This window comes from Terrabacter sp. 05T424, from assembly GCF_056396225.1.
This window is the reverse complement of sequence record NZ_JBFTLB010000002.1, coordinates 15,884-29,737: the sequence shown is the minus strand read 5'-3', so window position 1 is coordinate 29,737 and position 13,854 is coordinate 15,884. Positions and strand designations below refer to the sequence as shown.

10 protein-coding genes are annotated in these 13,854 nt (G+C 70.8%); 6 read left to right on the top strand and 4 right to left on the bottom strand.

The genetic code is table 11. From position 1 onward, the window contains the following. Positions 1-142: 142 nt before the first annotated feature. Positions 143-595: a hypothetical protein gene (locus AC1DE0_RS05160; RefSeq protein WP_478097849.1), complete on the bottom strand. Its 453-nt coding sequence runs from the start codon at positions 593-595 to the stop codon at positions 143-145. Between the two features lie 301 nt (positions 596-896). On the opposite strand from AC1DE0_RS05160, the gene AC1DE0_RS05155 reads away from it, so the two are divergent. From AC1DE0_RS05155 to AC1DE0_RS05145, 3 genes are all read left to right on the top strand, one after another. Continuing rightward, positions 897-1,646 carry a D-Ala-D-Ala carboxypeptidase family metallohydrolase gene (locus AC1DE0_RS05155; RefSeq protein ID WP_478097847.1) on the top strand — a complete coding sequence of 250 codons (750 nt, stop codon included), beginning with the start codon at positions 897-899 and terminating at the stop codon, positions 1,644-1,646. 69 nt (positions 1,647-1,715) lie between these two features. Next, a complete protein-coding gene (locus AC1DE0_RS05150) occupies positions 1,716-2,792 on the top strand; it encodes a peptidoglycan recognition protein family protein (RefSeq protein ID WP_478097845.1) in 1,077 nt (358 codons plus the stop codon). 13 nt (positions 2,793-2,805) lie between these two features. After that, positions 2,806-3,759 (top strand): phage tail tip lysozyme, encoded by a 954-nt coding sequence (locus AC1DE0_RS05145; protein WP_478097843.1) that lies wholly within the window; start codon positions 2,806-2,808, stop codon positions 3,757-3,759. A gap of 34 nt (positions 3,760-3,793) precedes the next feature. On the opposite strand, the gene AC1DE0_RS05140 is transcribed toward AC1DE0_RS05145, so the two are convergent. Further along, positions 3,794-4,216, bottom strand: a complete 423-nt coding sequence (locus AC1DE0_RS05140) for a helix-turn-helix domain-containing protein (protein WP_478097841.1) — start codon at positions 4,214-4,216, stop codon at positions 3,794-3,796. A 235-nt stretch (positions 4,217-4,451) separates the two neighbouring features. On the opposite strand from AC1DE0_RS05140, the gene AC1DE0_RS05135 reads away from it, so the two are divergent. Then, positions 4,452-5,501 (top strand): ATP-binding cassette domain-containing protein, encoded by a 1,050-nt coding sequence (locus AC1DE0_RS05135; RefSeq protein WP_478097839.1) that lies wholly within the window; start codon positions 4,452-4,454, stop codon positions 5,499-5,501. Continuing rightward, positions 5,498-6,349 carry an ABC transporter permease gene (locus AC1DE0_RS05130; RefSeq protein WP_478097837.1) on the top strand — a complete coding sequence of 284 codons (852 nt, stop codon included), beginning with the start codon at positions 5,498-5,500 and terminating at the stop codon, positions 6,347-6,349. Before AC1DE0_RS05135 ends, AC1DE0_RS05130 begins: the two co-directional genes overlap by 4 nt. A gap of 10 nt (positions 6,350-6,359) precedes the next feature. On the opposite strand, the gene AC1DE0_RS05125 is transcribed toward AC1DE0_RS05130, so the two are convergent. After that, positions 6,360-7,400 carry a class I mannose-6-phosphate isomerase gene (locus tag AC1DE0_RS05125; RefSeq protein ID WP_478097834.1) on the bottom strand — a complete coding sequence of 347 codons (1,041 nt, stop codon included), beginning with the start codon at positions 7,398-7,400 and terminating at the stop codon, positions 6,360-6,362. 32 nt (positions 7,401-7,432) lie between these two features. Then, positions 7,433-8,464 (bottom strand): LacI family DNA-binding transcriptional regulator, encoded by a 1,032-nt coding sequence (locus AC1DE0_RS05120; protein WP_478097832.1) that lies wholly within the window; start codon positions 8,462-8,464, stop codon positions 7,433-7,435. A 237-nt stretch (positions 8,465-8,701) separates the two neighbouring features. Here AC1DE0_RS05120 and AC1DE0_RS05115 point away from each other — a divergent pair, with 237 nt between their 5' ends. Next, the gene (locus tag AC1DE0_RS05115) at positions 8,702-13,822 is read left to right on the top strand and encodes a GH92 family glycosyl hydrolase (protein ID WP_478097830.1); all 5,121 of its coding nucleotides are present in this window, start codon (positions 8,702-8,704) and stop codon (positions 13,820-13,822) included. The last annotated feature ends 32 nt before the right edge of the window (positions 13,823-13,854 follow it).

The window sequence follows — 13,854 nt, the reverse complement described above, 5'->3', positions numbered from 1 at the left end:
CCGTGCGAAGACGGGGCCCTGAGGTCCCGCACTCGAATCGTGGAGGAGCGCCGACCACCCCGCAACTCGGAACTGCTGGGAACGCAAGGGGACCGGGCCGACGCGAGGGTCGGGCCCGGTCCCCTCGGGGACGGCTCTCGTGTCAGCCGCGCCACCCGTCGGGTCGGGTGCCGGTTACCACGTTGTACGTGCCCGAGCACGTGCCGTCATCGCTCCAGATGCGGATCGTGTCGACGTCGTTGGCCCACGAGTTGCTCCCGGAGAGCGTGTAGTCGCCGAGGTTCACGGCGGTGTTGCGCGGGATGCAGATGTAGCGGTCGGGCGAGGACCCGGTGTCGATGAGCCAGACCGAGTCGTCGTTGCGGGTGTTGACGACGGAGTCGGCGCGGTTCTGTCCCGAGGACGGGAGGTTCTGGTAGACCGTGTCGACCCCGCCCCAGAAGACCGTGCCCGACTGGTAGCTGCCGTCCTTCAGGCAGACCTTCGGGTAGGTGCAGCCGTACATCGAGGAGGCCTGGGCCGGCGGCGCCACGGCGATGGCGACACTGGCACCTGCGGCCAGGCTCACGAGCCCGGCGACGAGCTTCTTGTTCATGGGTTCCTCCTGGGTCGGGGGCGGCCGGCAGGCTGCCGAGCCGTTGCCGACGACACTGGCCCGCGCCCCACTCGAGGCCCACGGACACGGCGCGATGTGCGGTCGGACATCAGGCGTCCGGGTCGACCCGGACAACGCGATGTCCGGGTTGCCGTGCGTGGCCCGCAGGGGAGCCCACTGGCGAGTCTGAGAAGGACCGGCCCGGCACGGGGAGTGCTCCCCATGCACTCGGCGCGCGGTCCTCGAGCACCTCGGACAGTCTCGAACACAGGAACGCAGCACCTCACGAAAGGGACATCGCATGCGCAGGAACCGATTGACCCACGTCATCGCCGCCGTCGCCCTCGCTCTCGGAGGACTCGGTGTCGCGACGGCGACGATGACCGCGTCGGCCCCGACGGCCCATGCCGACGAGTGCTACTCGTGGCCGCGCACCCTCAGCTCCGGGGCATCGGGCGCCGACGTCACGCAGCTGCAGATCCGGGTCGCCGGCTGGGTGCCGCGCGGCCAGGTCATGGGAGTCGACGGGTCCTACGGCCCGCAGACGAAGACGGCCGTCACGAACTTCCAGAAGGCGTACGGACTCGCAGCCGACGGTGTCGCCGGCTCAGCCACGTTCTCGAAGATCTACGCCCTCCAGGACCCTGACTGCAGCCCCGTCCACTTCACCTACGCAGAGGCGAGCTACAACTGCGGCAAGGGTTTCACCGGCACGGCCGCGCAGAAGGAGAACATGAAGCGGGCGCTGTGGCGCGCCGAGGCGCTGCGCCACCAGCTCGGCGACCATCCGCTGAAGGTCACGTCCGGCTTCCGCGACCCGTCGTGCAACGCGTCGGTCGGCGGGGCGAGCAACAGCGTGCACCTCAACGGTGGGGCGCTCGACCTCGTCCCCGGTGACAGCGCGACGTCGATCTGCAGCATCGCGAAGCAGGCCCGGTATGCCGGCTTCGGCGGCATCTTCGGCCCGGGCTACCCGGCGCACGACGACCACGCCCACGTCGACATCCGCTCCAGCATCGCCTGGGACGCCGACGCCTGCCCCGGCTGGTGAACCGTGTGTCGTGAGTGTGACGGCCTGTCCGTCAGGCCCGGCTCGGACGTGGACAACCAGCCCCCGCGCGTGAACCGCAGGTCCCTTCTCGCCGGCGCGCTCGGCGTCGGCGCCATGGGGGCTCTCGGGATCGCCAAGGCCGGCACGGCCAACGCGGCGGTCACCGCCGTCGCGCGACCCACCATCGCCTCTTGCTCCGCGTGGGGTGCGCAGCCGGCGACGGGCACGGTCAGCATGGCCGGGCCGCCGCAGAAGATCCTCGTGCACCACACGGCATCGGCCAACACCACCGACTACTCGCAGGCGGCGGCATACTCGCTGGCACGCAACATCCAGCAGTGGCACTTCGCTCGCGGCTGGATCGACTCGGGCCAGCAGTTCACGGTCAGCCGCGGCGGCTACACGATGGAGGGGCGCCACCGGTCCATCGAGGGCCTTGGCTCCGGCGCGAGCGCCGTGTTCCCGCTCGGGGCGCACTGCACGGGCCAGAACTCGACGTCGATCGGCATCGAGAACGAGGGCACCTACACGACGGCGCTGCCCACCTCTGCCCAGTGGACCGCGCTGGTCAACCTCTGCGCGTACCTCTGCCAGACGTACGCCCTCGGCCCGGAGGACATCTACGGTCACCGTGACTTCCTCGACACCGAGTGTCCGGGGAACGCCTTGTACGCCAGGCTTCCCCAATTGCGGAGCGATGTGGCGGCGAGGCTTGGCACGAGCAACCCGCCACCGGCGCCCACCCGGTCGTGGCCGACGCTCCAGCAGGGCAGCAGCGGGTTCCGCGTCTCGGCTGCGCAGTACCTGCTGCGCCACTCGGGGCGCTCGCTGACCGTCGACGGCTCGTTCGGCCCCGGCACCAAGACAGCCGTGGTCTCGTTCCAGCAGGCCAAGGGGCTCAGCGCCGACGGCGTCATCGGCCGCGCCACCTGGGAGGCGCCCCTCGCGGCCACGTGCTCCCAGGGGCAGACCTCCGACGCCGTCCGTGGTGTGCAGACCTGCCTCAACAGCAAGGGGTATGCCGTCACGGTCGACGGCATCTTCGGCTCGGGCACCGCCTCGGCCGTGAAGTCCTTCCAGACCGCCCACTCGCTCGACGCCGACGCCGTCGTCGGCCCCAACACGTGGGCCAAGCTGCTCGCGTAGGAACGGAGAACCCATGAAGACCAACAGGATTCGTCGCGGAGTCGCGGGCCTCATCGCCGGCGCTGCGGTCGCGGTGCTCGGGGTCGTTGCGGCGCCGTCGGCGTCAGCGGCGTCGAACGACGAGATCGCCTTCGACTACTTCGTCGGCAAGGGCCTGACGGAGAGGCAGTCGGCGGGCATCGTCGGCAACCTCATCCAGGAGTCGGGCAGCCCGATCAACCCGTACGCCAACCAGCCCAGCGGGCCCGGAATGGGCATCGCCCAGTGGAGCGAGGGCGGCCGTTGGGACACCGACTCTCGCGACAACATGGTCTGGTACGCCGGCCTGTCGGGGCGCAGCCGTTACGCCTTGGCCGCGCAGCTGGACTTCACCTGGTACGAGCTGTCGACGTTCTCCTCCTACGGTCTCGCTGAGCTGCGCGGGGCGACCTCGGTCAGCAGCGCGACGACCGTGTTCATGCAGAAGTTCGAGCGCTGCGGCACGTGCGCGACGACCCAGCGAGTGGCGTACGCCAATGACGTCCTCGCGAAGTACGGCACCGGCGGCACCGGCGGGGGCACCACGGAGACAGCGCTGCCCGTCCTGAGGAACGGCAGCTCGGGCGCAGCCGTGCGCACGCTGCAGTACATGCTGCGCGCCACCGGTCGGACCGTCACCGCCGACGGGGCCTTCGGTTCGGGCACCGAGTCCGCGGTGCGCAGCTACCAGTCGGCGCACGGCCTGACCGTCGACGGCGTCGTCGGCAACAACACGTGGTACTCGATCCTGCCGGTCCTGCGCCAGGGCAGCAGCGGCGAGGCGGTCAAGGGGCTCCAGCGCGAGCTCGTCGACGCCGGCTACTCGCTCACCGTCGACGGCTCGTTCGGGCCGGCGACCAACACGGCGGTCCGGTCCTACCAGTCGAAGGTGGGCCTGGTCGTCGACGGGGTGGTCGGCAACAACACGTGGGGCAGCCTCGTCGACTGACGGACCTGCCGCGTGACGACCGGCTCGGTGGTGCTCAGGCTGCGAGCGCCACCGAGCCGCTCGTGTCGAGGAGGGTGCCCGACGGGGCGACGTCGTGGGTGGCCGGCTCGGCGAGGCTCGAGCCGACGCGCGAGGTGAGGTCGAGCACCCGGCCGCCGGTGGCGCCGTCCGCAGCGAGGTCGCGCAGGTCGCGGTGCGCGGCGCCGACCAGGCTCATGATGCTCGAGTCGAGCGAGATGCAGATCGCCTCCAGCACCTCGGACGACGGTTCCTTGAGGCCGCGCTCGACCTCGGAGAGGTAGGCGACCGAGATGCCGGCGCGTGCGGCGACCTCGGCGAGGGTGCGGCCCTGACGGGTGCGCAGGCCGCGGAGCAGGCGGCCGTAGACCTCGCGCAGCAGGGGTGTGCGCGTGCCGTGCGCGCTGACCTGCTGCGCGCGGGGAGCGATCTGGGTCATGGCCGTCTCCGATCTCGGTGCGTGTCTCCAGCGTCGCACGGGCGGGGGCGATGTCGTCCGGGTGCGGCGGCCGAGGCCGTACGCCGTGGGCGAACGTCCGCTGGGGGGCGGCCCCACAGATGTTGACGGCGTTCACATGAATCGGTGACGCTGTCGGTGTCGCCTTCTACGCTCGGATGCGCGCATCCACGCACCCGCAGCTCACATCTGCACACACCCCTTGGGGAGCCCTCACATGACCATCACCTCCGACGTGCGCGCGTCGCACGAGCGGTTCACCGGCCCGGCCATCGAGGCCGAGCACCTCGTCAAACGCTTCGACGACATGGTCGCCGTCGACGACGTCTCCTTCTCCGTGCCGCGCGGTTCTGTGCTCGGCCTGCTCGGGCCCAACGGCGCCGGCAAGACGACCACCGTGCGCATGATGACCACCCTCACGACCCCGACGAGCGGCACCGCCCGGGTCGCCGGCTTCGACGTCACCCGTGACCCCGAGGCCGTCCGTCGCAGCATGGGCCTGACCGGGCAGGCCGCCACCGTCGACGAGTTCCTCACCGGCCGCGAGAACATCCGCCTGATGGGCTCGCTCTACGGCCTGGGCAGGGCCGAGATCCGTTCGGCCGCAGACGACCTCCTCGAGCGGTTCTCGCTCTCCGACGCCGGCGACAAGGTGGTGAAGGACTACTCCGGCGGCATGCGCCGCCGCCTCGACCTCGCAGTCAGCCTCATCGCCGCCCCCCGGGTGCTCTTCCTCGACGAGCCGACGACGGGTCTCGACCCACGCAGCCGCGTCGAGCTCTGGGAGGTGCTCCGCGGCCTCGTCCGTGACGGCACGACGCTGCTGCTCACGACGCAGTACCTCGAAGAGGCCGACCAGCTCGCCGACCGCATCGTCGTCATCGACCACGGCCGCATCATCGCCGAGGGCACGCCGCTCGAGCTCAAGGACCAGTCCGGGCAGGCCGCCCTCGTCGTCACGGTCTCACACGCCCACCAGCTCGAGGCGGCGAGGGGCCTGCTCGCCTCCCACGTCCGAGAGGTGCACGTCGACGAGGGCGCCCGCCAGCTCACGGCCCCCGCCGACGGGCTCGCCGACGTGACCCGCATCGCGAGCATCTTCGACGGGTCCGAGATCGTCCTCGACGACCTCGGGCTCAAGCGACCCAGTCTCGACGACGTCTTCCTGCACCTCACCGGCCGCAAGGCCGAAGAGGTCGACGAGGCCACCCAGGAGACCGACGCCGAGCGGGTCCCCGACCCCACGACGAAGGGAGGACGGCCATGAGTCACACGTCCGTTCGCGAGGAGGTGGCCACACAGCCGGCACGGCTGACGATCGAGCCCCCCGGCATGTGGAAGCAGGTGCGCACCCACGTCTGGCGCAACATCAAGCACATCCGGCGGATGCCCGAGATGCTCGCCGACGTCACCTTCCAGCCGATCATGTTCGTCGTGCTGTTCGCCTACGTCTTCGGCGGCTCGATCAACGCCGGGGTGAACTACCGCGAGTGGCTGCTGCCCGGCATCATGGCGCAGACGATGGCGTTCTCGTGCTTCATCGTGGCCATCGGCCTGACGAACGACCTCAACAAGGGCATCATCGACCGGTTCAGGTCGCTGCCGATCTCCCGCGCCTCGGTGCTCATCGGGCGCAGCATCTCGAGCCTCATCCACTCGAGCATCGGCACGGTCGTCATGGCGGTCACGGGCCTGCTCATCGGCTGGCGCATCCACACCGGTTTCGCCAAGGGACTGCTGGGCTTCGCGCTGCTGCTGCTCTTCGGCTTCGCGATGATGTGGATCGGCATCCTCGCCGGCTCCCGGCTCAAGACCGCGGAGGCGGTGCAGGGCGTGATGTTCACGGCGATCTTCCCGCTGACCTTCCTCGCCGACACGTTCGCGCCGACCGCCAACATGAACCCGGCCTGGCTGCGCACCATCGCCGAGTGGAACCCGATCAGCTCGCTCGTGCGAGCCATGCGCGAGCTGTGGGGCAACACCGTGCCGCTACCGCCTGACTCGGCCCTGCCGCTGCACCACCCGATACTCGCCACGGTGCTCTGGTCGGTCCTGCTGACGGCTGTCCTCGCGCCGCTGTCGATCCGCGCGTTCAACCACCGCACGTCGGAGTAGTCAGGCCTGGTCAGGCGGGCGGCATGCACCGCACGACGGTGACGTCGCCGTCGACGGTCAGCTCGCCGGCGCCGTGGGGCACGAGCATCACGTCGCCCCGTCCCACCTCGGTGGGGCGGGGCGACGCCGTTCCGGCGTCAGCCGCCGCGGCTGTCGTGAGCGTGCCCGAGCCGGCCACGACGACGACGACGGCGAAGGCGGCCGCGCCGACCGCGGGCGATCCTGGTGTCGCCCGCAGCACCTCGGCCCGGAAGAACTCGGTCGCCTGCGCGGGCAGGGCGTGGCCGGTGCCCGCGACGTCGGTCCAGCGCCGGCGCAGGGCGCTCAGCTGCTCGTCCGTGAGCGGGCCACGGTCGACGCTCTCGAGCGCACGAGGCACGGTGAGCCCGAGGAACGCGTGCGCCTCCTCGAGCCCGAATCGACGGTGCTCGAGCATGACCGACAGGTCGGTCGGTTCCTGCAGCTCGAGCACGAAGACGCCCTCGCCGATGGCGTGCGGCTGGCCGCCGGGCACGAGCACGGTGTCGCCGGCCTGCACCTCGATGCGGTTGAGAGCCTCGAGCAGCCGCTCGTCCTGCCCCTCGACCAGGGCCGCGAGCTCGTCGGCCGGCAGCTCCTCGCGGAAGCCCAGCCACACGCTGGCGCCGGGCTCGGCGTCGAGCACGATCCAGGCCTCGGTCTTGCCGTGCTCGCAGTCCAGGTGGGCGGCGGCGAAGGCCCGGTCGGGGTGCGAGTGGACGGGCAGGCGCTCCCCGGCGTCGAGCAGCTTGGTCAGCAGGCCGGGCTCCACTCCGTGCGCGGCCACGTGGTCGGGCCCGAGCCAGTGGTCGGGGTCGGCGGCCAGGGCCTCGGGCAGCGACGTGCCGTCGGTGAACACCGTGACCCCGTCGCCGCCCTCCGCGAACAGCCGGGTCGTCGACGCCAGCCAGTCCTCGGGCCGATGGCCGTCGAAGTCCACAGGGGTGTCGAGCCCGCGGAACGCGAGGATCCGCTCACCGCCGCGGTAGAACCGGCGCGGGGTGTTGAGCGGGAGGCGGGTCGGTGCTGACACGGTCGTGGTGCTCCTCGGTGGGTGGGCGGTGGTCATCGCGGGGCGGACCCTCGTCGCAGACCTGAGCCCCGCACGACGAGGCGCGTCGGCATGACGACGGTCTGCGCCGGTGACTCGTCGCCCAGCAGCCGGGCGAAGAGCTGCTGCGCGGCCTTCTGTCCCATGGCTGCCGGGTCCTGGTGCACGACGGTGACGGGTGGGTCGACGAGGTCGGCGAGCTCGAAGTCGTCGTAGCCGACGAGTGACAGCGGCAGTCGCAGGTCACGCAGCGCGAGCAGCAGCGCGATGGTGATCCGGTTGTTGCCGGTGATGACGGCCGTCGTGGGGTCGGTGGTCTCGCTCCAGCGGGTCAGGGTCTCGCGCACCGAGGTGGGCGAGTGGGGACCCATCGACACGCGGGGGCTGCCGGGCAGCCCGAGCGACTGGTGGGTCGCGACGAAGGCCTCGCGCCGCTGCCTCGCCGTCCAGAAGGCGGGGTCGTCGCCGAAGAGGGCGATGCTCCGGTGACCGTGCGCCACCAGGTGCTCGACGGCACTCCGGATGCCGCCGTGGTTGTCACTGAGCACCGTGTCGCGCGGTGTGCCGCGCACCGGGCGGTCCATGTAGACGATGGGGGTCTGGCTCGCCTCGACGGCGGCATCCGACGACGCGCTCTCGTCGGCCGGCACCACGACGATGCCGTCGACGCGACGGTTGATGAGCGCCTCGATGACGGCCCGCTCGCGGGTCGGGGAGCCCTCGGCCGACGCGGTGATCAGCTGGTGCTGACGGATGCGGGCCTCGCGCTCGACCGCGGCCCCGATCTGCGAGTAGAAGGGGTTGGCAAGGTCCTCGACGACGAGCGCGATGGTGAACGTGCGGCCTTGGCGCATCATCCGCGCGCCGTCGTGCCGGCGGAAGCCGAGTCGCTCGATGACGGCGCGGACCCGCTCGGCGGTGTCCGGCCGCACGCCCGGCTCGTGGTTGACCACGCGCGAGACCGTCTTGACCGAGACGTGTGCCTCGGCTGCGACGTCGGCCATCGTCGGGCGGATGGCTGTCCGGTGGTCAGACAACGCTGTCATGGCTGCCATCCGACCAGCGCCCACCGGAAAAGGCAACGCAGGATGCTCCTCCGATGCCGCGGACTGGCCGTTCTGTCCGATTCGATGTCCTGACCGGACAAGAACCCTTCGCCCTGTTGACGCCCTTTGTCGTCGGCGGCGAGTCTCGGCGGGTCGGAGCCGGCCCGAAGACAGCCGGACCCGGCCCCCATTTTCAGCTGCTCACAGCACGGCTCAACGACGAGCACGGAGGAACCCATGTCCCACAGATCCGGGATCCGCAGAGGCGTCATCGCCCTGGCAGTCCTGGCCACCTCGACCGCTGGAGTGGTCGCAGGTCCGTCCCAGGCCGGCGCGCTCGACGCGTCCGCCACACCATCCCTCACCGCACCTGCGGCGGATGTCCCTGCCGGCGACTTCTCGACGTCGTTCGAGTCGGGTCAGCCGCAGCCCGAGCTCTCGACCGTCGAGGTCGGGGCTGACGGCCCGCGGCAGCAGTCCGTCTCCGGCACGGCGAGCGCCGACGGCAGCCTGCTCGGCTCGGTCACGGGGGTCACCGCGAGCGCCGAGAACGGCCCGGGCGAGGTGGCGGCGAACCTCGCCGACGCCAACCCCGACTCGAAGTGGCTCGCCTTCGCCTCGAGCGCCTGGGTGCGCTACCAGCTCAGCACACCGGCCAAGGCGGTGCGCTACTCGCTGACGTCGGCGAACGACTCGCCCGAGCGCGACCCCAAGGACTTCACGTTCCAAGGGTCGAGCGACGGCACCACGTGGACCGACCTCGACCGCCAGACCGGCATCGACTTCTCGGGCCGCTTCGCGACGCGTACGTTCCAGGTGACGACACCGGGCACGTACGCGTACTACCGCCTCAACGTGACCGCGGTGCACTCGGGCGGCACCGTCCAGCTCGCCGACTGGGACCTCTCCGACGGGTCGACGGGCTCTGGCCCGGCGTCACCGATGAAGACCGTCGTCGGCTCGGGACCGATCTCGGGCTTCAACATCAAGCCGCTCGTCGGGTGGACCGGCGTCAAGGCGCTGCGCTACTCGGGCGGCCACACGGCCGACGGCCGCGGGTACGCGTGGAACCGGCTCTTCGACGTCGACCTGCCGGTCACCGCGAAGACCCGGCTGAGCTACAAGATCTTCCCCGACATGATCGCCGGCGACCTCGAGTACCCGTCGACGTACGCGTCGCTCGACCTCAGGTTCACCGACGGCACCTACCTGTCCGACCTCGGCGGCGACGACCAGCACGGCGTCGCGGCGAGCCCGAGCGGGCAGGGCAAGGGCAAGATCCTCTACGCCAACCAGTGGAACGCGGTCTCGCTCGACGTCGGCGAGGTCGCCGCGGGCAAGACCGTCGACCGTGTGCTCGTCGGCTACGACAACACGGGCGGCGCCACGAAGGACACCCGGTTCGGCGGCTGGATCGACGACATCGCGGTGCAGGGCGACCCGGCTGTCATCGACGGGGCCGACCTGACGAACTACGTCGACGTGCGACGCGGCACCAACGCGTCGGGCGGCTTCTCGCGCGGCAACAACCTGCCGATCAGCGCCGTGCCGAACGGCTTCACGTTCTTCACGCCCGTGACCGACGCGAACTCGCAGTCGTGGGAGTACAACTACCAGTCGCAGAACAACGCGGCGAACCTCCCTGTCCTGCAAGGGCTTGCGATCTCGCACGAGCCCAGTCCGTGGATGGGTGACCGCAACCAGATGTCGGTCATGCCGTCGATCGCGACGGGCACCCCGACCGGCAGTGCATCGGGTCGCGGCCTCGCCTTCGACCACGCGACCGAGGTGGCGCACCCCGACTACTACAAGTCGGTCCTTGCGGGCGGGCTCACCGCCGAGACGGCGCCCGCCGACCACGGCGGCGTCTACCGCTTCACGTTCCCGGCCTCGGCGGCCAAGGGCAGCCTCGTCGTCGACACCCGTGACGACAACGGCGCCTTCACCGTCGACGCCGCGACCGGCACGATGACCGGCTGGGTCGACAACGGCAGTGGCCTGTCCGCCGGACGCAGCCGGATGTTCGTCTACGGCACGTTCGACCGCCCGGCCACGGCCGTGGGCACCGCGCCGAACGGTCACACCGGAACCCGCTACGCGAGCTTCGACACGAGCAGCAACAAGCAGGTCGTGCTGAAGCTGTCGACGTCGTTCATCTCGCTCGACCAAGCGAAGAAGAACCACGCGTTCGAGCTCGCCGACCGCGACTTCGACGCTGTGCGGGCCGCCGCCAAGCAGGCATGGAACACGCGCCTCGGCGTCGTCGACGTCAAGGGCGCCAACGACTCCGACCGCACGACGCTCTACTCCAACCTCTACCGCCTGAACCTCTACCCGAACAGCCAGTTCGAGAACACCGGCACCGTCGCGGCCCCGCGCTACCAGTACGCGAGCCCCGTTGCGGCCAAGTCGGGTTCGGCCACGACCACGACGACGAACGCTGGCATCAAGGACGGCAAGATCTACGTCAACAACGGATTCTGGGACACCTACCGGACCGTGTGGCCGGCCTACAGCCTCCTCTACCCCGAGGTGGCGGCCGAGATCGCCGACGGCTTCGTGCAGCAGTACCGCGACGGCGGCTGGGTCGCCCGGTGGAGCTCGCCCGGCTACGCCGACCTCATGACGGGCACGAGCTCCGACGTCGCGTTCGCCGACGCGTACGTCAAGGGGGTCAAGCTGCCCGACCCGCTGGGGGCCTACGACGCCGCCGTCAAGAACGCGACGGTGCTGCCGACCTCGAGCGCCGTGGGGCGCAAGGGGCTCGACACCTCGACCTTCCTCGGCTACACGAGCACCAACACCGGTGAGAGCGTGTCGTGGGGTCTCGAGGGACTGGTCAACGACTTCGGCATCGGCACCATGGCGGCCGCGCTCGCGAAGGACCCGGCGACCCCGGCGAACCGACGCGCGCAGCTCACGGAGGAGTCGAAGTACTTCCTCGAGCGGTCGACCCACTACGGCAACCTCTTCAACCCGAAGGTCGGCTTCTTCCAGGGCCGCGCGGCCGACGGCAGCTACCCGACCGACTTCGACCCGGAGGACTGGGGCGGCGACTACACCGAGACGAACGCCTGGAACTTCGCCTTCCACGCGCCCTTCGACGGCAACGGCCTCGCCAACCTCTACGGCGGCCGTGATGCTCTCGCGAAGAAGCTCGACACGTTCTTCTCGACGCCCGAGACGGCGACGAAGCCCGGCGGCTACGGCGGCGTCATCCACGAGATGCTCGAGGCGCGCGACGTCCGCATGGGCATGCTCGGCCAGAGCAACCAGGTCAGCCACCACATCGCGTACATGTACGACTGGACCGGCCAGCAGTACAAGACGGCCGAGAAGGTGCGCGAGATCATGCGGCGCCTCTACGTCGGCGGCGAGATCGGCCAGGGCTACCCGGGCGACGAGGACAACGGCGAGATGTCGGCGTGGTACGTCCTCTCCTCGCTCGGCATCTACCCCCTCCAGGTCGGCTCGCCGAACTGGGCCATCGGGTCGCCGAAGTTCGAGCAGGTCACGGTCAAGCGCACCCAGGGCAACCTCGTCGTCAACGCGCCGGGCAACTCGGAGAAGAACATCTACGTCCAGGGCGTGACGGTCAACGGCCAGAAGCACAAGAGCGTCTCGATCAACCAGAGCGAGATCGCCGGCCCGACCACGGTCGACTTCGCCATGGGCAGCGCGCCGTCCGACTTCGGCGCTCGAGTTCAGGACGCCCCGCCGTCGATCACCCAGGGCACCGAGGCGCCGAAGCCGCTCAAGGACGCGACCGGCCCCGGCCGCGGCACCGCGACGGCGACCGACCTCGCGTCGGGCCAGGACGCCAAGGCGCTCTTCGACAACACGTCGCGCACCGCCGCCACCTTCACGTCGGCCACGCCGACCGTCGGCTTCACCCTCTCGGGGGTCGGCCAGCGGGCCACCTGGTACACGCTTACCTCGGGCCCGAAGGCAGGCGACCCGTCGGCGTGGCGCCTCGAGGGCAGCAAGGACGGCGGCGCCACGTGGCAGACGCTAGACACGCGTACGGGGCAGGTCTTCCCGTGGCGGACGCAGACGCGTCCGTTCGAGATCGCACACACGGGCACGTTCACGACCTACCGTCTCGTCGTCACGGCGACGGTCGGCGGTGCTGCCGCGAACCTGTCGGAGGTCGAGCTGCTCACCGACGGCTCCAAGGCGCAGAACACCGGCATCAAGGTGTCCGCGGCCGAGCCGTTCGAGACGTCCGAGGACACGGCCTGGACCGGAACCGTCGCGACCTTCTCAGGTGGCGTCGGCCAGGGGCAGGACCCGTCGGCCACGGCCAAGGCGACGATCGCCTGGGGTGACGGCACGAGCTCCGAAGGCACCATCGCGGCCGGTGACCTCGGCTCGTTCACGATCCGGGGCACCCACACGTGGGCGAAGCCGGGGCCGTACCAGCCCAAGGTGACCGTCACCACGGCCAACGACAGCGGCTCGGCGCTCGGCGCCGCGACCGTGCACCAGGCCTCCGTGCCGGCGTATGCCGCCGGGTTCGACTCCGTCTGCTTCGGCAACGTGGGCGACTCCGTCCCCTGCGACGGCGACCGGGCGGGCCTGTCCCGCGAGGCGCTCGCCGCAGCGGGCGGGGTGCCGGGCAAGCTGCTCACCGTCCCGGGCACCGACCTGAAGTTCTCCATGCCGGGCATCCCGGTGGGTCAGAAGGACAACGCCACGGGCGCCGGGCAGACCCTTCCGGTGACGTTGGCGCCGGGGGCGACGCAGCTCTCGCTCATCGGCACGGCGACGCAGAAGAACCAGGACACGACCGCCACGGTCCGCTTCACCGACGGCTCGACCACGAGCTACAAGGTGCAGTACGGCGACTGGTGCGGCTCACCGCAGTTCGGCAACGCGGTGGCGCTGGAGATGGCCTTCCGCCTCAACGGGACCGGCACCGACAGCTGCCGGGCCAAGCTCTTCGCGACAGCGCCGCTCACGGTGCCGGCCGGGAAGACCGTCGAGTCGGTGACCCTGCCGACCCAGACGGGCGACCCGAAGTCGGCCGGCCGGATCCACGTGTTCGCGGTGGCCGACAACGGCTCGGCGCTCGAGGTCGCGGCTGGTGACGACGCCACCGCGACGGCGGGCCAGGCGGCCGGGGTCACGCTGGGCACGGCCAAGGGTGGGGTCCCCGCTGCGGGCGGCTACACCGCCCGGGTCGAGTGGGGCGACGGCAGCGTGACCGAGGACGCCACGGTCGCCGTCGGCGCCGGCGGCACGGCGACCGTGAAGGGCTCGCACACCTGGGCCACCGCGGGCAGCTACCCGGTGCGGGTCCTCGTGTCCGACTCGCGGTCCGACGTGCTGAGCACGCTGACGGTCACGGTCGGGTAGCCGGCAACCGGTCGGCTCGCAGCAGAGCGGCG